The sequence below is a fragment of the Streptomyces sp. SirexAA-E genome, assembly GCF_000177195.2.
Taxonomy (GTDB): Bacteria; Actinomycetota; Actinomycetes; order Streptomycetales; family Streptomycetaceae; genus Streptomyces; species Streptomyces flavovirens.
Genome location: NC_015953.1, coordinates 700,497 through 720,765, shown reverse-complemented (window position 1 = coordinate 720,765; position 20,269 = coordinate 700,497). Strand labels below are relative to the sequence as shown.

Sequence of the window (20,269 nt, the reverse complement as noted above, 5' to 3'; positions counted from 1 at the left end):
GGTTAGCCTCACTTTCCTACCTTGGAAGGGATGCTGTGTCTTCGATGATGGAACCGATCGCCCGTCTCGTCACGCTCACCCCCGCGAGCCTGGCCGGCATACGCCGGCGGACCGGTGACCACGCCGACAGGACGATCGCCGAGGCGTGCGCCATCGGCCTGTCGTACTGGGCCACGGGCGAGAGCCCCGACGGCCTCGACCTCACACCGGGCACCCTTTTCACCGACGTCCTGGCGTGGACCGGCAACGGCGGTACGGCGCCCTGCGGTTGGGAGGCCGGGGCGGACGGCCGGAGCATCGCCCTGCCCGAAGGAGTCGACCGGCCGGACGCGCAGCTCGCGCTGGACGACCTCGCCGACTTCCCCGACCGCCCCCTCGGCACCATCCGGCCCTCCGGTGCGGCCGCGCGGCTGGCGGCCCTGGCCGAGTGGAACGACACCCGGGCCGACCGGGACCGCCCGACCGTCGTGGAGATGTTCCGCGAGCAGGCACGGACCAGGCCGGACGCCGTCGCCGTCGTCGACGGGCACCGGTCCCTGACCTACGGTGAGGTGGCCCGGCTCTCCGCCCAGTTGGCCCACCACCTGATCGGGCGGGGACTCACCTGCGAACAGGTCGTCGGCATCTCGCTGGGCCGCTCCGCCGACATGGTGATCGGGCTGCTCGGCGTCCTCCAGGCCGGGTGCGCGTTCGTACCGCTCGACCCGCAGTGGCCGGCCACGCGCCGCGCCGTCGTCGTCGAGGACGCCCGGGCCGTGCTCCAGATCAACGAGTCGGGCGAACACGCCCCGGGCGAGCCGGAAGCCGTCGCCGTCGACCTGGGCGACTGGCGCTTCGGCTCCTGCCCCACCGAGGCGCCCGAGGTCACCGTCCCCGGCGACGCCCTGGCCTACGTGATCTTCACCTCCGGCTCGACCGGCCGCCCCAAGGGGGCGATGATCCGGCACGAGGCGATCAGCGAGCGTCTGCTGTGGCAGGGCGGCGAGATCCTGTCCTTCGGCCACGACGACGCCTCCCTGTTCAAGGCGCCGCTCTCCTTCGACATCTCCGTCAACGAGATCTTCCTGCCGCTGGTACGCGGCGGCAGGCTGGTGGTCCTGCGGCCCGGCGGCGAACGCGACCCGCACCACCTGCTGGGCGTCATGGCCGAGCAGCGCGTCACCTTCACCTATCTCGTCTCCTCCATGCTGGACGTGCTGCTGGAGATCGCGGGCGACTCCGGCCGGCTGGACAGCCTGCGCCACGTCTGGTGCGGCGGCGAGGTGCTGACCCCGGAGCTGTACGAACGCTTCCGCTCCCGGCTCGGCATCCCCCTCTACCACGGCTACGGCCCCGCCGAGACGACCATCGGCGTCTCGCACGTCATCTACCGGGGAGCCGCGGAACGCCTCTCCACCTCCATCGGGAGGGCCAACCCCAACACCCAGCTGTACGTACTGGACGACGAGCTGCGCCCCGTCCCCGTCGGCGTCGGCGGCGAGCTGTACGTGGGGGGCCTGCTGCTCGGACGCGGATACGTCAACGCGCCCGGCCTGACGGCGTCCCGGTTCGTCGCGAACCCCTTCGCCGAAGACGGTTCGCGGCTCTACCGCACCGGCGACCTGGCCCGTTTCGCCCCCGACGGATCGCTGGACTTCCTCGGCCGGGCCGACAACCAGGTCAAGATCCGCGGGATGCGGCTGGAGATCGAGGACGTCGAGGCGGGTCTCGCCGAGCACCCCGGAGTACGCCACACCTGTGTCGTCGCAAGGAAGAACTCCGCGGGCGGCACCTACCTGGTGGGATACGTGATCCCCGTATCCGGCGGCGAGGACCTGCGGGCGGACGACGTCACGGCGTGGGCCGCCGAGCACATGGTCGAGTACATGGTGCCCGCCCACGTCGTCGTCACGAAGGAGTTCCCGCTCACCGCGAACGGCAAGATCGACCGGGGCGCCCTGCCCGAACCCGTCACCGGTACGGGCCCGCTCGTGGCGCCCGCCACCGAGAACGAACGTCTGGTGTGCGCGGCGGTCGCGCAGGTGCTGGGACTGGACGAGGTCGGCGCCGACCAGGACTTCTTCCGGCTCGGCGGGGACAGCATCCTGGCGATCTCGCTGCTGGGAGCGTTGCGCGAGGCGGGTCTGCACGTCACCACGGGGCAGATCTTCGCCCACGGGGTCGTGGGGGCGCTGGCGGCCGTGGCGAGCCGTGAGGACGTCTCACCGACGGACCACGGCGACGTCCCGACCGGCACGGTCGTGGGATCGCCCGTCGTGCAGTGGCTCGGCGAGAGCACCGACGCGATCGACGGCTTCGTGCAGTCGGTGGTGCTGAACACCCCGGCGGAGCTGACCTCCGACGCCCTGGAGGCGGTCCTCACGGCCGTGGTCGCACGGCACGACATGCTGCGGGCCAGGCTGGTGCGAGGCGACCGCTGGGGCTTCGACATCCCGGAGGCCGGCCAGGCCGTCGCCCGGTGGCAGGAGAGCGACCGGCCGCTCGACGCGTGCGTCGCGCTCGCCACCGACGGACTCGACCCGGACCACGGCGTGATGCTGCGCGCCGTCTGGCGCCGTGCCGCACGGCAGCTGGTCGTGGCCGTCCACCACGTGGTCGTCGACGGCGTGTCCTGGCGGATCCTGATGGAGGACCTGGCCACGGCGTGGCGGCAGTTCGCGGCGGGCGCGCCCGTCGCGCTGCCCCCGGTGGGCACCTCCTTCCGGCGCTGGACGCAGCTGCTGGAGCAGGCGGCACCCGGCGCGGACCGCGCCTGCTTCCGGCGCCCGCTGCCGGGCCCTGACCACCTGCTGGGCAGACGCGCGCCGACCGGGGACGACACCGTCGCGCGGGAGCGGACCCGGACCGTCGCGGTCGGCCCCGAGGTCACGTCCGCGCTGCTGGGCGAGGTCCCCGCGAAGTTCCACGCGGGCGTCAACGACGTACTGCTGACCGCGCTCGCCGTCACGCTGGCCCGGTGGCGGCGCGATCTCGGGCAGGACCAGACGTTCGCTCACATCGAGCTCGAAGGCCACGGCCGCGAAGGGCGGTTCGTGGCGGACACGGCGGGCTTCGAGCCGGACCTGTCGCGGACCGTGGGCTGGTTCACCACCCTCTTCCCGGTCACCGTCGACCCCGGTCCCGCGGCCGATCCCACCGCACCCGCCTACCTTGCCGCCGCGCTCAAGGCGGTCAAGGAGGACCTCGCCCGGGTGCCCGGCAACGGCCTCTCCTACGGCGTCCTGCGGTACCTGACCGACGACGGGCTCGACACGCCCGCACCCCAGGTGCTGTTCAACTACCTCGGCCGCTTCGACTCGGGCGCACCCGGTGACTGGCGGTTCGCCGGTGCCGCGGGCCAGCTGGGGGAGAAGCGCGACCCGAGGATGCGTCTGCCGCGCGCCCTGGAGTTCAACGCCATCGCCGAGCCCTCCCCGGCGGGGGCGTACGAGCTGGTCACCACCGTCTCCTGGCCCGAGGGCGTGTTCACCGACGAGGACATCACCACCCTCGCCACGTACCTCCAGGAGGCCCTGGCCGGGCTGGCCGCGCTCGACCACGGCGGCCACACCCCCAGCGACTTCGGCCTCGTGCCGCTCACCCAGGCCGACGTCGACGTCCTGGACGGCCCGGCGCTGCGCGACATCCTGCCGTTGACCCCGTTGCAGGAAGGCCTGTACTTCCACTCGGTCTTCGACGACGACTCGGCCGGCGGCTACGTCGAGCAGCAACTGCTCACGCTCGAAGGCCCGGTGGACGCCGACCGGCTCTCGGCGGCCGCGACCCGGCTGCTGACGCTGTACCCCAACCTGGCAGCACGGTTCACGGCCCTCGCCGACGGACGCGTGGTCTCCGTCCTGGAGAGCGGGGCCCGTGCCCCCTTCACCACGCTGGACCGGCCCGGCATCACCGACGCCGAGATCCGCGACCTCGCCGAACGGGACCGCCGCGCCGGCTTCGACCTCGCCGCCGGCCCGCTGATGCGGTACACGCTCGTCCGGGCCGGCGGCGGACGGAACGTGCTGGTGCAGACCGTGCACCACATCGTCGCCGACGGCTGGTCGGTGCCGCCGATGCTCCGCGCGCTGCTGGCCGAGTACCACGCGCCGGGCACCGTGCGCGTGGCCGGCGGCTTCCCCGACTACGTGCGTTGGCTCGCCGGACGGGACGACGACGAGGGCGACCGGGTCTGGCGCGAACAGCTCGCCGGACTGCCCGGCCCGTCCCTGGTCGCCGAGGGACACACCCCGTCCGACCGGTTCGCCGACACCGCCGTGGAGCCGGCGGACGACGTCGACGCGGCCGCCCGCACGGCCGGGGTGCCGCTGAGCGTGGCCGTGCACAGCGCCTGGGCGCTCACACTGGGCGGTCTCCTGCACGGCGACGACGTGGTGTTCGGCTCCACGGTGTCCGGGCGCGACGCGGATGTTCCCGGCATCGAGGACATGGTGGGCCTGTTCATCAACACCGTCCCCGTACGGGCCCGGTGGAGCCGCACCACCACGGCGGGCGACCTGCTCGCCTCGGTACGGGAGCACCAGGGCGCGGTCCTGCCCCACCAGCACGTCTCGCTGGCCAGGACCGGCCGCCGGACCGGGGCCCTGTTCGACACGCTGGTGGTGTTCGACGTCGCGACCGACGTGGCCGCACTGCGGGCCCCCGGCCACGAGCTGGCCGTCGCCGCCATCGTGAACGAGGGCGCCCCGCACTACCCGTTGACCCTGGTGGCGGAGCGCACCACCGACGGCCGCCCCCGCTTCAACCTGATCTACGACGCCGAACTGCTGCGCGAGGCGGGCGCCCAGGCGATCCTGGGGACGTTCACCCGTATCCTCACCGGCCTGCTCACCACCCCGGACGCCCTGGCCGAGGAACTGGCGGCCGAGGACACCCGGCGCCCGGCCCCCACCACCCCGGCCACCCTCGGCGGGCTGTTCGACGCCGCCGCCCGCCGCGACCCGGCGGCCACCGCGCTCACCCAGTGCGCCCTCGACGGCACCACCCGGTCACTGACCTACGGCGAACTCGCCGCCGAGAAGGACGAGCTGGCCTCCGTGCTGCGCGCGGCCGGTGCCGGACCGGGCGCACGCGTCGCCGTCGCCGTCCCGCGCTCCCTGGAACAGGTGGTCGCCCTGGTCGCCGTCGTCACCGCGGGCGGCGCGTACGTACCGCTGGACCTCGCGTACCCGGACGAACGGCTGGAGTACATCCTCGCCGACGCCGCTCCGCAGGCCGTCCTCGTGGACCGCGAGCACCGGAGCCGTTTCACCCGGCTCCTGGAGCGTGCGGGCGTGCGGGCCCGGGTGCTCGTCCAGGGGGACGAGCCGCCGCCGGCCACCGACGTGCCCGGGGCCGCCGGGCCGCACGACCCGGCGTACGTCATCTACACCTCCGGGTCGACCGGCAGGCCCAAGGGCGTCGTCGTCCCGCACTCCGCCGTGGTGGCACTCCTGGAGAACACCCGGCCCGCCATGGACTTCGGGCCCCACGACGTCTGGGTCCAGTTCCACTCCTACTCCTTCGACTTCGCGGTCTGGGAGCTGTGGGGCGCGCTGGCGCACGGCGCCGAACTGCTGGTCCCGGAGTACGCCCTCACCCGCTCCCCGGTGGACTTCCACCGACTGGTCCGCGAGCGCGGAGTGACGGTGCTCAACCAGACGCCGTCGGCCTTCCACCAGTTCGCCGAGGCCGACCGGCACGCCGGCGCACCGGCCACCGCCCTGCGCCGGATCGTCTTCGGCGGCGAGGCGCTGGATCCCACGCGGCTGCGCGGCTGGGTCGAGCGGCACGGCACCCGCGCCCCCGAGCTGGTCAACATGTACGGCATCACCGAGACCACCGTCCACGTCACCCACCGGGTGCTCACCGACGAGGACTTCGAGGACGACACCAGCCCCATCGGCGGGCCGATCCCCGGCCTGGCCACCCACCTGCTCGACGACCGGCTCCGGCCGGTGCCGCCGGGCCGGGTGGGCGCCGTCTACGTCGCCGGGGACCAGGTGTCCCTCGGTTACCTGGGCCGGCCGGGACTCACCGCCGGCCGGTTCGTGGCGAACCCGTTCGCCAACGACGGCTCCCGCATGTACCACACGGGCGACCTCGCCCGCCGCACGCTGAACGGCGAGCTGGAGTTCGCCGGCCGCGCCGACGACCAGGTGCAGCTCAAGGGGTTCCGGATCGAGCTCGGCGAGGTGGAGTCCGCGATCAGGGAGCTCGACGGCGTCGTCGACGTGGCCGTCACCGTGGCGGCCGGGGGCGACCACCTGGTGGCGCACGTGGTGGGCCGGGTGCCCGGCGACCTCACCGCGCTCCTGACCGCCAAGCTGCCCGTCCACATGGTGCCGGGCCGCGTGCTGGGCGTCGAAGCCCTGCCGCTGACGGTCAACGGCAAGCTGGACCGCGCGGCCCTGACCGAGCATGCCGCGCAGGACGCCGCGCAGGACGCCGTGCCGGTGACCGCCGGTGACTCCGCGCTCGACGCACTGGTCGAGATCTTCGCCGAGGCACTGCCCGGCACCGTGGCCGTGGACGGCGACACGGACTTCTTCGCGGCCGGGGGCGACAGCATCGTCGCCATCACCGTGATCAACCGGGCCAGAGCGCTCGGCCTGCCGATCGCGCCCCGGGACGTGTTCCTGCGCAAGACACCCCGCGCGCTCGCCGCCCACCTGGGCACGAGCACCCCGCAGGCCGCACCCCCCGCGCCCGCCCGCCCCACGGACGGCCCGCTGCCGGCGACCCCGATCATCCTGCGCCTGCGCGAGCTCGGCGTCTCCCTCGCCCGGTTCGCCCAGGCCAGGGCGCTGACCGTGGCCGAGGGCACCGGCCTCGCCGATGTCCGGCGCGCCGCGGACGCCGTCGTGGCCGCCCACCCGGCCCTCAGACTGCGGCTGCGCGTGGAGCACGGCGTATGGAGCCTGCGGACCGAGCCCGCCCGCGAGGCCACCGTCGTGGCGGCGGACACCGCCGACGCGGCGGCCGCGGCGAACGAGGCCGCCGGACGGCTCGACCCCGAGTCCGGCGACGTGATCGCGTTCTCCTGGATCGAGGCGAGCCGCACCCTGGTGGTCACCGTGCACCACCTGGCCGTCGACGCGGTCTCCTGGCTGATCCTCCTCGACGACCTGGCGACCACCCTCCGCGGCGAGGCCCTGGCACCGCCGACCACCTCCTACACCGAGTACGCCGAGGCACTGGCGGCGCGCTCCGCACAGGGAGCCGACGACGTCGGCCCCTGGCTCACCACACTCCAGGCGCCCCCGCTGCTGCCCGAGGTACGCGACCCGCGCCGGACCACGGTGGTGCTCGCGCCCGAGGTGAGCGACCGGGTGACCCGCACCGCGCCCGCCGCACTCGGCCTGGGCCTCACCGAGCTGCTCTGCGGCGCCCTGCGCACCGCACTGACCCGCATCCAGCCCGCGCCCACCGACCTCGCGATCGAACTGGAGCGGCACGGGCGGGTCCCGGCCCGGGAACACCACGACTACACGCGCACCGTCGGCTGGTTCACCTCCATCGCACCGGTGCGCCTCACCGCGCACACCGACCCCGTCGCGGCGGCCCGCGAGCTCACCGCACGCCAGCCGGACGAGCACGGGCACGTCGCCTACGGCCGGCTGCGCCACCTCGACCCGCAGACGGCCCCGCTGCTCACCGTCCGCCCCCAGGTGCTGTTCAACTACCTGGGCCGCGGGAGCGAGTCCCAGGCGCTGCGGCTCACCGGAGACGACCAGGTCAGCCCGTACGCCGTCGAGGTCAACGCCTGGACCGACGACGCCACCGGCCGCCTGCACGCGGAGTTCACGCTCGCCGACGGCGTCCCCGACGCGCTCACCGACCACTGGCGCACCGCCCTGGAGCACCTCGCGGACACCGCCGCGACCGCCGAGCGCACCGCACCGGTCACCCCGCTCCAGCGCGGCCTGTTCTTCCAGGCCCAACTGGCGGGCACCGCCGGACACTACGTCGCGCAGAGCTGGTTCACCTTCGACCGGCGCCTGGACCCCGACGCGCTGGCCGAAGCGGCGGCGTACGTCATCGCCCGGCACCCGGTCGCGGGCGCCGGCTTCACCACCGACGACGAGGGCAACCCCGTCCAGGTACTCAAGGCGGGCCGCCGCGCCGACGTCCGCACCCTCACCCCGGCCTCGGACGCCGAGGTCGAGGCCCTGCGCGCCCGGGACCGCGCGTCCGGGTTCGACCTGGACCGGCCGCCGCTCGTCCGGCTCACCGTGGTGCGCCTGCCCGACGGCCGCGACGGCCTGCTGTTCAGCTACCACCTGCTGCTCTGGGACGGCTGGTCCCGCGAGATCGTGCTGCGCGACCTCTTCGACGCGTACGAGGCCGTGGTGGCGGGCGAACCGCTCGACGCCTCCCCGGCCGAGCCGGGCTTCGAGCACTACGCGCGGATGCTCGACGCCCGGGACCCGGCGGCCTCCGACCGCTTCTGGGCGGAGCACCTGGCGGGCCTGTCCGGTCCGACACTGCTCGCCGGACCCGCCCCGGACCTCTCCGACGACCTGCCGCCCGCGCTCACCGAGACACTCTCCGCCGCACTGTCCGAGCTGCTGCGGGACACCGCCAAGGCGCACGGCGTCACCCTGAACACCGTGCTGACCGGAGCGTTCGGCCTGCTGCTCGGCTCCCGTACCGGCCGGAGCGACGCCGTGTTCGGCGTCACCGTCTCGGGCCGGGAGGGCGAGGGGCACGAGGGCATCGTCGGGGTGCTGCTCAACACCGTTCCCCAGTGGACCCGGGCCCGCCCCGACGCCACGGTGGGCGACTACCTGGCGGCCGTGCAGGCCGACCGGGTCGCGGCCATGGAACACGAGCACCGCGGACTCGGCGAGATCCAGCGGGCCGCCGGCCACGACACCCTCTTCGACAACCTGTTCGTCCTCCAGAACTTCCTGGACCTGGACGCCCTCGCCGAGATGAACGCCCGGCACGGCATCACCTCGGTGCGGGCCGACGACTCCACGCACTACCCGTTCACCTGGGTCGTCACCCCCGGCGACCGGCTCACCGTCAAGCTGGAGCACCGCGACGGCGACCCCGACGGCGCCCGCCGTCTGCTGGACGACTACCTCCGCGTCCTGGAGGACCTGGCCCGCGCGACCGGACCGCTGGGCGCGCTTCCCGGACCGGCCCCGGCCCCCGAGCCCGCCGAGCGTACCGACATCGGTACGGACACCGTGGTCGACCGCTTCGACCGGGCGGCGGACCGCCACCCGGAGCGGGTCGCGCTCGTCGCCCGGGACACACAGCTGACGTTCGGTCAACTCCGGGACCGCAGCCGGGCGGTGGCCGGCGTGCTGGCGCGCCGGGGGATCGGGCCCGAGACGGCCGTGGGCCTCGCGATCCCGCGCTCCCCGGACTGGATCGTGGCACTGTTCGCCGTGCTGCGCGTCGGCGCCGCGTACGTACCGCTGGAACTGGACCACCCGGACGAGCGGATCGCGGCCGTCGTCGCGGACGCCCGGCCCGAGGTGACCCTCACCGTGAGCGCCGTGGCGCCCCGGCTGTCCGGCGAGCTGATCGAGCTGGACCGCCCGCTGCCCGAGGCCGAGCCGTACGTGACGTTCGCGCCCGGCGACCCGGACCGCCTGCGGCACCCCGCGTACACGATCTACACCTCGGGGTCGACCGGGAAGCCCAAGGGTGTGGTGACCGAGTACGCCGGGCTCACCAACATGCTGATCAACCACCGGCGCCGCGTCTTCGGACCCGTCCTCGCCGAACACGCCGACCGGGTCTTCCGGATCGCCCACACCGTGTCGTTCGCGTTCGACATGTCGTGGGAGGAGCTGCTGTGGCTCGCCGACGGCCACGAGGTCCACATCTGCGACGAAGAACTCCGCCGGGACGCGCCCCGGTTGGTGGCGTACTGCCGTGACCACGGCATCGACGTCGTCAACGTGACCCCGACCTACGCGCAGCAACTGATCGCCGAAGGACTCCTCGACACCCCCGGGCGGCGCCCCGCACTGGTGCTGCTCGGCGGCGAGGCCGTCACCCCGGCCCTGTGGCAGCGGCTCACGGACACCGAGGGCACCGTCGGATACAACCTGTACGGGCCCACCGAATACACCATCAACACCCTCGGCGTCGGCACCTTCGAATGCCAGGACCCGGTGGTCGGGGTGCCCATCGACAACACCGAGGTGTACGTCCTGGACCCGTGGCTGCGCCCGCTGCCCGACGGCGTCCCCGGTGAGCTGTACGTGTCGGGCGTCGGGATCGCGCGCGGCTACCTCGGACAGAGCGCCCAGACCGCCCACCGCTTCGTCGCCTGCCCGTTCGGCGGACCGGGCGAGCGCATGTACCGCACCGGTGACCTGGTGGTCCGCCGGTCCGACGGGAACCTCGCGTACCTGGGCCGCACCGACCAGCAGGTCAAGATCCGGGGGCACCGCGTCGAACCGGGAGAGGTCGAGGCCGCGTTCGCCGCCCACCCGGCTGTCCGGTTCGTCGCCGCGGTCGCCCAGCCCGACCCGCAGGTCGACGGGGCGTACCGGCTGGCGGCCTACCTCGTGCTGGACGGGGCCGACCTGGCGGCGGTCGCCGCCGAGGTGGGCGCCGGGCTGCCGGACTTCCTGCGCCCGACACACTTCGCCCAGGTCGACCGCATCCCGCTCACGGTGAACGGGAAGGCCGACACCAAGGCGCTTCCGGAGGCCAAGCCGCTGGGCGTGCTGACCACGGGTGGAGAGCGCGGCCCGGAGACCGGCACCGAGACCGTGGTGTGCGAGTTCTTCGCCGAGGCACTGGACCTGGACGACGACGAGGTGAGCGCGGTGAGCGACTTCGTGTCCCTGGGAGGACACTCCATGCTGGCGGTGCGGCTGATCGGGCTGCTCCGCCGGGAGTACGGTCCGGTGATCACGATCCGAGACCTGCTCACCCTACGAACCCCGGAAGCGATTGCCCGCCATCTCGATGACCACTCCTGACACGAAGCGGCCCCGTCCGGGGTCCGACATCCTCCGTACCGCCCTGCGCCGCAACATCGGCGCCATGGCCTGGGGCACCGTCCTCATGGGCCTGTACCAGGCGGGTGAGACGGCCTTCCCCATCGCGCTCGGCCTGATCGTCGAGCACACCCTGCAACACAGGAGCCCGGGCGCGCTCGGCCTGTCGATCGCCGCGCTGGCCGTGATCATCACGACCGTGTCGCTGTCGTGGCGGTTCGGCATGCGCGTCCTGCAGAAGGCGAACACGACCGAGGCGCACCGGTGGCGGGTGCGGGTCGCGGCCTGCGGGCTCCAGCCGGTGGCCAGGGACGTCGACCTCAAGTCCGGCGAGGTGCTGACCATCGCCACGGAGGACGCCGACCAGACCGCCGACATCATCGAGGTGGTGCCGCTGTTGGTCAGCTCGCTGGTCGCGGTGCTGGTCGCCGCCGTAGCGCTGGGCGTCGCCGACATCCGGCTCGGCCTGCTGGTGATCGTGGGAACCGTCGGGATCCTGTCGATCCTCAGCGTGATGTCCAGACGGATCGGCTCCAGCACCCGCGAACAGCAGGCCCGGGTGGCACGGGCCGGTGCGAAGGTCGCCGACCTGATCACCGGCCTGCGACCACTGCACGGCTTCGGCGGCAACCACGCCGCGTTCCTGTCGTACCGCAAGGTCAGTACGGACGCGAAACACCAGGCGGTCACCGTCGCCAAGGTGAACGGCGTGTACGCGGGTACCGCGCTGGCCCTCAACGCGGTCCTCGCCGCCGCCGTGACCCTGACGGCGGGCCGGCTGGCCTTCGACGGGCAGATCACCGTCGGGGAACTCGTCATGGCCGTGGGGCTGGCCCAGTTCATCATGGAGCCGCTCAAGCTGTTCTCCGAGATGCCGAAGTACGTCATGATGGCGCGCGCGTCGGCCGAGCGGATGGCGCTGGTACTGACGGCGCCGCCGGTGACGACCCCGGGGCCCGAACGCCCGGCGCCCGGGGCGGGACTGGACATCGACTGCGTCCGGTACGGGGCGCTGCGCGAGCTGAAGTTCCACGTCTCCGCGGGCGAGTTCGTGGCCATCGCCGCCTACCAGCCGCGCGCGGCCGCCGACCTGGCGTCGATCCTGGCCGTGAACACCCCGCCCCAGGCGTACGAAGGTGTGGTCCGGATCGGCGGACGGGAGATCGCGGACCTCTCGATCGAGGCGGTCCGCACGCACATGCTGGTGAACCCGTACGACGGGGAGATCTTCGCCGGCACACTGCGCAGCAACATCGACCCGTCGGGCACCAGCCGAACGGTCGCCGAGGCCGTCGAGGCGTCCATGCTGACCGATGTCGTCGCCCTCCACCGCGCAGGACTCGACCACGCCGTCCGCGACCGCGGTGCCAACCTCTCCGGTGGGCAGCGCCAACGGCTCTCCCTGGCCCGCGCCTTGGCCGCCGACAGCGACATCCTGGTGCTGCACGACCCGACGACAGCCGTCGACGCGGTCACCGAACAGCTCGTCGCGCGCAACATCGCCGAGCTGCGCCGGGGCCGCACCACCGTCGTACTGACCAGCAGCCCGGCCCTCCTGGACGCCGCCGACCGGGTGCTCGTGCTGGACGACGGCGCCGTCACCGCCGAGGACACCCACCGCAACCTCCTGGCCACGGACGAGGGTTACTGCCTGGCCGTGGCCCGGTGACCGGCCCGGGGCCGCGTCGGAGCGGGTGAGCCGCGTCGTCGGAGCCGCCCCGGCACATCGGTGCCGGGGCGGCCCTCCGCCTTGCGACCCACCGCATCCGACGCCGCGCGCTGATCCACCAGGTATGACAGGACAGTCCCTAGGCGAGCGCCCAGGCGACGTCCCTGAGCAGGGCGTGCCGCCAGCCGGCCCGGTCGTGGCCGGACGGAGACCGGGACACCCGCACGGTGGCCCCGGCCTTCGCGGTCAGGGTCTCGGCCAGTTCGCAGTGCGGCAGCATCCGCGTCTCGTGCTCCCCGACGTCGAACGCGACCCGTAGGCCGGACAGGTCGGGGCACTCCCGCAGGCGCGCGGCGACGGCGCCGCCGACCGGGCCGGCCAGCGGGTCCGCCCCCGCGCCCCGGATACCGGACGACCACCAGAACGAGGCCGACTGACAGGCGACACGGGAGACCAGGCCGGGGAATTCCAGGGCCGCGTACATCGCGCTCAGCCCCCCGAGGCTCTGGCCGGCGACCACCAGCCGGTCCAGGTCGGCCCGGACGCCCGAACCGGCCACCAGCGGCAGCAGTTCGTCCCGGACCGCCTCCCACAGCGCGGGGCTGCACCCGAACTCGGACCTCCTGTCCTTGGCCGGAAGGAAGACCAGGGTCACCGGAGGCATCTCACCGGCGGCCACGGCCGAGTCGAACGCCGTCATGGCCGGGTGCAGGTACAGCCAGTCGTCCCCGTCGAGCAGCAGGACCACCGGTCCGCCGCCGCCGGCCGGGTGGATGTGCACCGTGCGCCGCCCGCCGATCCGTTCGCTCCTCCAGCGGACCCGGGTGCTCGGGACGGGCAGCACGTCATCGGCGCCGACGGTGGGCCAGTGCGGCTGGGCCGGAGCGTCCGGGGTCGCGGCGAGGGACCGGTCACCGCCCGCACCGGCCGGGTTGAACGGGTCGGCGTACGGGGCGCCTTCCACCAGGAACCGGTAGGTCACCCGCAGCCGGGCGGGCATCCGCACCTCGGCGTACCAGCAGTCGGTGCCGCCCCACCGGGCCAGAGGGACGGGCTCGGACCAGCTTTCGAAGTCGATGCTCGCCGGAGATCCGCGCCAGAGGAACAGGGTCACCCAGCCACCGTCGCCGGAGGGCACCGACACGGGCGTCCGCACCGCCGCCCAGAACGCGTCGCCGCCTGGCTCGCCGGGCAGCCCGAACGCGGCGAAGGGGCCGTTCCCGTCGGCCGTGGGGCCGGACACGCGCCCGGTCACGGCCGGCCGGCGAGGCGGTCGCGCACGGCCCGGGAGGGCCCGCCGTCGGGCATGTCCGGGCCGCCCCGGGCGGGGACCCGTGCGATCAGCAGGCTCATGAACGTCTCCTTGTGAGAGGGAGGGTGAAAAGCTAAGCTCGCCTCGATTAGGCGAGCCTAACCTAAGCGTGACCTTCCTTTCCATCCCCGACCCCTGCCCCGGACGGGCCCTCGCGGCTTCGCCGGGGAGGCCCGTAAGTGGCGGGCACGGCCGGGCCGTTGGGTGGAGATCGCGGTACGGGAGTCCCGAGGGCGGGCCGCCGACCCGACATCACCGGGCCCGGTGCCGACCGCGCCGGACGGCCCGGCACGCACGCCCGACGCGGCCACCGCCGGCCCGTCGTACCGAGGAGGCAGCGACAATGAGCACCAATCCGTTCGACGACCCCGAAGGCCGTTTCCTGGCCCTGGTGAACGACGAGGGTCAGCACTCGCTGTGGCCGTCCTTCGCCGAGGTGCCCGGAGGGTGGACGATCGCCTTCGAGGAGAACACCCGTCAGGCGTGCCTGGAGTTCGTCGAGGCCCGCTGGACCGATCTGCGCCCCCGGTCCCTCGCGGCGTCCATGGACGCCTGACCCGCCGTCAGGGGGTGTGTGTCGCCTCCGGGTGCGGCCGTGCCCGGAGGTGCCATTGGACTCGGCATTTAGGTAAGGCTAACCTAACCACGTGCTCGCGGGGTGATGCGGCGACGAGCCGTATCGACCGTGGAAACGAGGAAGGTACGCCTTGATCACGGTTGAACCGCACCCCGCCCCGGTGCCGCACGGGCCTCTCGCGCCGACGACCCGCGTGCGTTCTGCCCGCGCGGAGGACGCCGCCGCGCTCGCCGAGCTGTCCCGGCCCTTCGTGTGCTCGGGGGCGCTGCGGGAGAGGCCCGTCCCGCTCTACGCCGCGCACGCGGCCGACTTCCTCGTGGCCGAGGCCCCCGGCGGTGACCTCGAGGGCTGTGTGGGCCTGCGCGTGTACCCGGCCGGCCCGGGGGAGTGCCGTGAGCCGGCGGGCGTCCTGTACAACTTCTGCGTGGCCGGGCCCAGTCAGGGGTGCGGAGTGGGAGCCGTGCTCCTGCGGGCCGCGCTGGCCGCGGCGCGCGCCCGGTCGCTCGGCGGCCTCTTCACGGCGACGACGGGCACCGGCGCCCTGTTCCTCCGCCATGGATTCACGCCCTGTGACGCACGCCTGGCGCCCCGGTCCTGGGCCCACTCCCTGGACCCCCGGCGCGGCGCGCGGGTCCTCGCGCGGACCCTCTGACCACCACCGGGCCGCGTCCACGGGTGAACGTCCGCCGGGCGCGGCGGAGTTCGCCGCGCCCACCGGACCGCGCCCGGCCCGTGTCAGCGCCGCCCGGCGGTCACACGGGACTCCCGGCGCGGTCGGGACTGCGGTCGGGGACCACGGTGGTGCCGGGGCCGTTCTCGTCGAGGACGCCGCGCAGCACCGCGTGCGGCACACGTCCGTCGAGCACCCGCGCACTGCCCACGCCGCCACGGACGGCCCGCAGGCAGCCCTCCATCTTCGGCAGCATCCCGCCGGCCAGCCCCGGCAGCCGCTCGTCCAGCGCACCGGCGGTCAGCCGCTCGATCACCTCGTTGCTGCGCGGCCAGTCGGCGTAGAGGCCCTCCACGTCGGTGAGCACCACCAGCCGCTCGGCCCCGAGCGCCACGGCCAGGGCCGACGCCGCGAGATCGGCGTTGACGTTGTAGACCTCTCCGCCCTCACCGCGCGCCACGGGGGAGAGGACCGGGATGTGCCCCTGGTCCAGGAGGGCGCGCACCATGCCCGGGTTCACGTCGACGACGTCACCGACGAGACCGATGTCCACCGGACGGCCGTCCACCAGCGCGGGCCGCCGCACGGCCGTCATCGTGTGCGCGTCCTCGCCCGTCATCCCCACGGCGAAGGGCCCGTGGGCGTTGATCTGGCCGACCAGCTCCCGCTGGACCCGGCCGGTCAGCACCATGCGGACCACGTCCATGGTCTCCGGTGTGGTCACCCGCAGACCGGCCTCGAAGCGGGTCTGCAGGCCCAGGCGGTCGAGCATGGCGCTGATCTGGGGTCCGCCCCCGTGTACGACGACCGGGCGCAGCCCCTTGTGCCGCAGTTCCACCACGTCCCGGGCGAACGTCCGCCGCAGGTCCGCGTCCACCATGGCGTTGCCGCCGAATTTGACGACGACCGTACCGCTCGGCCGTATCTCTCCGTCGGTCGGGACTTCGGCTCCGGCGGCGCGTTCGGTCATGGGCTCCGTCTCTCGTGGTGTCGGCGTGTCCGCTCCCTGCCGTGCCGCGCGGTGATCACGCGCGCTCCGGCTCCCGGGGCGGAAGGAGTGCTTCCAGCAGGCCGCCCGTCGTACAGACCACGCCGCTGCGCGCGGCCCAGCGAAGCGCCAGTGCGTGCTCCTCGGCGGAGACGTCGGCCACCGCGTCGGCGACGACGAACGGCTGGATGTCGTTCATGAGGGCGTCCGCGGCGGTCAGCAGGACGCCGAGGTGGGCGTACACCCCGCAGACGATCAGCTGATCGCGCCCCTCGGAGCGCAGCAGCCTGCCCAGGTGGCTGCGCAGGAAGGCGTTGGGGCGGACATGCGTCAGCAGGTGCTCGCCGGGGCGGGGGGTGAGGGGCGCGACGATCGCGGCGGCGTCCGGCTCGTCACCGATGCCGGGGCCCCACAGGTCACCGAGGAGTCCGCGCTGTCCGGGCGGCTGCCCGGCGGGCTCCGCCCCGAAGACGACCGGGATGCCGAGCCGCCCCGCGCCCTCCCGGAGCGCCGCGACGTTGCCGACGAGCTCCACCACGGGAGAACGCCCCGCCGGGAACGCGCCGACGAAATGATTCTGCATGTCCTGGATCAACAGCGCCGCGCGTGCGGGGTCGATGCTCCAGGGGGCGCGGGACCGGGGGAGTGCGGCGTCGGCCGGCATGGGATACGGGCGGACGGCGGGCGCACTCATGCCGATCACCCTCCCCTGATGACGCACGCGCTCGGCGTCGGCCTGCCATGGCTTATTAGCTTAGCCTAACCTAAATCGGCGGCAGGCCACAGAGGCGGCGCACCGCCTCAGGTGCCACGGGTGGCCGGCACCCCGCCTCAGGTGTCGCGGGTCGCCAGCATCCCCAGGGTGGCCATGCCCAGCACCACCCACCCGAACCAGAGCCAGCCGTTGCTCCCCAACGCCACCGTGTACGCGGTCACCGCGACCAGCGCCCCTACGGTGAGTACTCCCATGGTCTTCGTGGATCCCGGCATGAGCACACGCTCCTCACAGGCCGCACGGCCATCGCAGCCATGGTCACCCGGAGGGCACCCCCACCGCTACCGTCCGCGGGCTTGCAATGAGGCGAGATACGCGTTGTACGCGTTCAGCTCCTGGTCACCGTCACGGTCCGCGGCACGGTCGGAGCGCCGGGCCGTCCGCTGCTCGGAGCGGTACCACTGGAAGACCAGCGCGATCAGCACCAGCACCGACGGGATCTCGCTGAAGGCCCAGGCGATGCCGCCCGCGGCGGACTGATCGGTCAGCGCGTCGATCCCCAGCGAGGACGGGGGGTTCTTGTACGCCTCCACCATCGGCTGGCTCGCCATCATCAGGGCGATGCCGAAGAACGCGTGGAAGGGCATGCCCGCGAACAGCTCCAGCATCCGCATCACGTACCCCGGCCGGTGCGGGCCCGGGTCCACCCCCATGATCGGCCAGAAGAAGACCAGTCCGACCGCGAGGAAGTGCACCATCATCGCGATGTGCCCGGTCTTCGAGCCCATGAGGAAGTCGAAGAGCGGGGTGAAGTACAGCCCGTACAGGCTGGCGATGAAGAGCGGGATCGTGAAGACCGGGTGCGTGACGATCCGCATGTAATGGCTGTGGAGCAGCTTGAGCAGCAGCTCGCGCGGCCCCGTACGCCCCCGTCCGGCGACCGGCAGCGCACGCAGCGCCAGCGTCACCGGGGCGCCCAGCAGCAGCAGGATCGGCGACAGCATGCTGATCACCATGTGCTGCACCATGTGCACGCTGAACATGACCATGCCGTAGTCGTTGAGCCCGGTGCACATCACCAGGGCGATGGTGAGCACCCCGACGACGAAGAGGACGGTCCGGTTGACCGGCCACGCGTCGCCCCGCCGGCGCAGCCGCAGCACCCCGTACCCGTACAGGGCGAGCGCCGCGACGCAGCCGACGAGGAAGAACGGGTCCGCGGAGAATCCCAGCCCACGTCCCAGCGTGAACGGCGGCAGATCCATGTTCATGCCGTGCCCGCTGTGGTCCATCTGTTCACTCCCGCTGGGGACGTCCCCGATTCGTGCCGGTTGTCCGGACCAGAGTAGAACCGCCCCCGGCCGCGAGTGCGGCCGGGGGCGGTTCGTCGGGCTTCGTGTCGGTCAGAGCACGCACTGGGCCTCGGCGTAGCGCTCGGCCGGGACGGTCTTCAGCGTCTCGACCGCCGCCGCCAGCGGCACCATCGAGATGTCCGTGCCGTGCAGCGCCGTCATCATCCCGAACTCACCTCGGTGCGCCGCCTCCACCGCGTGCCAGCCGAACCGGGTCGCCAGCACCCGGTCGTAGGCGGTCGGCGTACCACCGCGCTGCACATGGCCGAGGATCACCGGCCGGGCCTCCTTGCCCAGGCGCTGCTCCAGCTCGCCCGAGAGCCGCGTGGCCACACCCGCGAAGCGCTCATGACCGTAGATGTCCTTCGTGCCCTGGGCGAACTCCATCGAACCGGCGCGCGGCTTGGCGCCCTCCGCGACGACGACGATCGCGAACTTCTTGCCGTCGGAGAACCGCTGCCCGACGAGAGCGGTCAGCTCGTCGATGTCGAAGGGGCGCTCCGGTACCACGATCGCGTGCGCTCCGGCGGCCATGCCCGAGTGCAGGGCGATCCAGCCGGTGTGGCGGCCCATGACCTCCACGATCAGCACCCGCTGGTGCGACTCGGCCGTCGTCTTCAGCCGGTCGAGCGCGTCCGTCGCGACACCGACGGCCGTGTCGAAACCGAAGGTCACGTCGGTCGAGGCGATGTCGTTGTCGATGGTCTTGGGCACCCCGACGATGGGCAGCCCGGCCTCGGACAGCAGATTCGCCGCCTTCAGCGTGCCCTCGCCGCCGATCGGGATGATCGCGTCCAGGCCCAGGTCCGCGACGTGGCCCCTGGCCCGCTCCACCCCGTCACGCAGGTGTGCCGGCTGGACCCGGGAGGAACCGAGAATCGTGCCGCCCCGGGCGAGGATGCCGCCGACCGCGTCGAGGTCGAGCTTGCGGTAGTCGCACTCGAGCAGGCCCTTCCACCCGTCGTGGAAGCCGATGACCTCGTCGCCGTGGTCGACCACCGCGCGGTGCACGACGGAACGGATGACGGCGTTGAGGCCGGGGCAGTCGCCGCCGGACGTGAGCACACCAATTCGCATTGCCCGGGAAACCTTTGCAACGTGGGCCGACGACCGGACCACGTCGTCCGGTTGGATCCCCGCCACCCTACCGGCGCCGGGTGCCCGGACCGAACCCACCGTCCGCCTGCTGGACGCCCTCCGGCCGCCACGCGAGCCCCCGGTCCGGACCGCCCGTCAAGGGGGCGGTCCGGACCGGGAGTACGTGACGGCCGGAGGGCGTACGCGGGCGGGGAGCCGCCCGCCGGTGTCAGGCGGGCTGCGTGGCGGCGGCGATCCGCTCGGCGCGCAGCGCCTCGTACCAGCGGTCGTCGCACGGCGGCAGCGCGTTCACGTCGAGCGCCAGCTTCAGCAGGTGGTCGGCGATCAGCGGATTGCGCGCCAGCACCGGACCGTGCATGTAGGTGCCGAACACGGTGTCGTTGTACGCGCCCTCCGTACCGTCACCGGTGCCGTTGCCCCGGCCGATCCGGGTGCGGGCGAACGGCCGGGCCGTCGGGCCGAGATGGGTGACGCCCTGGTGGTTCTCGAATCCGGTCAGCGGCGGCAGGCCCAGCGCCGGGTCGAGGTCGCCGAGCACGTCGCCGACGCACCGTTCGCCCTCGCCCCGGGTGGAGACGACGTCGAGCAGCCCGAGGCCGGGCTCGCGCTCGCCCAGGTCGTTGATGAACTCATGGCCGAGGATCTGGTAACCGGCGCAGACCGAGAAGATGATCGCCCCGTTGGAGGCGGCCCTGCTCAGCCCGCCGTCACGGCGCAGCCGCTCCGCGGCCAGCCGCTGCGGACGGTCCTCACCGCCCCCGATCAGGTAGATGTCGCCCGAGGTCGGGATCGGCTGGTCGCTGCGCACGTCGACGCGTGACACGTCGAGGCCGCGCTGCCGTGCCCGGCGCTCCACCACGAGGGCGTTGCCCTGGTCGCCGTAGGTGCTGAGGAGGTCGGGGTAGACCCACACCAGCCGCAGGCCGTTGTTGCTCATGC

Annotated in this window: 11 protein-coding genes; 4 read left to right on the top strand and 7 right to left on the bottom strand. The window is 73.3% G+C overall.

Features of this window, described 5'->3' with window-relative positions; genetic code table 11:
* Positions 1-44: 44 nt before the first annotated feature.
* Positions 45-10,931: a non-ribosomal peptide synthetase gene (locus SACTE_RS03050; protein WP_014044561.1), complete on the top strand. Its 10,887-nt coding sequence runs from the start codon at positions 45-47 to the stop codon at positions 10,929-10,931.
* Positions 10,918-12,618, top strand: coding sequence for an ABC transporter ATP-binding protein (locus SACTE_RS03045; protein WP_014044560.1), 1,701 nt, complete (start codon positions 10,918-10,920; stop codon positions 12,616-12,618). Before SACTE_RS03050 ends, SACTE_RS03045 begins: the two co-directional genes overlap by 14 nt.
* Before the next feature lie 139 nt (positions 12,619-12,757).
* Here SACTE_RS03045 and SACTE_RS03040 read toward each other — a convergent pair whose 3' ends face one another.
* On the bottom strand, positions 12,758-13,861 hold the full coding sequence (locus tag SACTE_RS03040; protein WP_019992848.1) for an alpha/beta hydrolase-fold protein: 1,104 nt from the start codon (positions 13,859-13,861) through the stop codon (positions 12,758-12,760).
* A gap of 412 nt (positions 13,862-14,273) precedes the next feature.
* Between SACTE_RS03040 and SACTE_RS03035 the strand changes: the two genes are divergently transcribed.
* A complete protein-coding gene (locus SACTE_RS03035) occupies positions 14,274-14,486 on the top strand; it encodes an MbtH family protein (protein ID WP_014044557.1) in 213 nt (70 codons plus the stop codon).
* Positions 14,487-14,637: 151 nt separating this feature from the next.
* Positions 14,638-15,159 carry a GNAT family N-acetyltransferase gene (locus tag SACTE_RS03030; protein WP_014044556.1) on the top strand — a complete coding sequence of 174 codons (522 nt, stop codon included), beginning with the start codon at positions 14,638-14,640 and terminating at the stop codon, positions 15,157-15,159.
* A gap of 100 nt (positions 15,160-15,259) precedes the next feature.
* On the opposite strand, the gene argB is transcribed toward SACTE_RS03030, so the two are convergent.
* From argB to SACTE_RS03000, 6 genes are all read right to left on the bottom strand, one after another.
* The gene (argB, locus tag SACTE_RS03025) at positions 15,260-16,147 is read right to left on the bottom strand and encodes an acetylglutamate kinase (RefSeq protein ID WP_014044555.1); all 888 of its coding nucleotides are present in this window, start codon (positions 16,145-16,147) and stop codon (positions 15,260-15,262) included.
* A 55-nt stretch (positions 16,148-16,202) separates the two neighbouring features.
* Positions 16,203-16,859, bottom strand: a complete 657-nt coding sequence (locus SACTE_RS03020) for an isochorismatase family protein (RefSeq protein WP_014044554.1) — start codon at positions 16,857-16,859, stop codon at positions 16,203-16,205.
* A gap of 137 nt (positions 16,860-16,996) precedes the next feature.
* Positions 16,997-17,155, bottom strand: coding sequence for a hypothetical protein (locus tag SACTE_RS34500; protein WP_014044553.1), 159 nt, complete (start codon positions 17,153-17,155; stop codon positions 16,997-16,999).
* 66 nt (positions 17,156-17,221) lie between these two features.
* Complete coding sequence (locus tag SACTE_RS03010; protein WP_014044552.1) at positions 17,222-18,172, bottom strand: cytochrome c oxidase assembly protein; 951 nt, start codon at positions 18,170-18,172, stop codon at positions 17,222-17,224.
* Positions 18,173-18,283: 111 nt separating this feature from the next.
* Positions 18,284-19,309, bottom strand: a complete 1,026-nt coding sequence (locus SACTE_RS03005; protein WP_014044551.1) for a 6-phosphofructokinase — start codon at positions 19,307-19,309, stop codon at positions 18,284-18,286.
* A gap of 229 nt (positions 19,310-19,538) precedes the next feature.
* Positions 19,539-20,267 (bottom strand): glutamine amidotransferase, encoded by a 729-nt coding sequence (locus SACTE_RS03000; RefSeq protein ID WP_014044550.1) that lies wholly within the window; start codon positions 20,265-20,267, stop codon positions 19,539-19,541.
* Between the last annotated feature and the right edge of the window lie 2 nt (positions 20,268-20,269).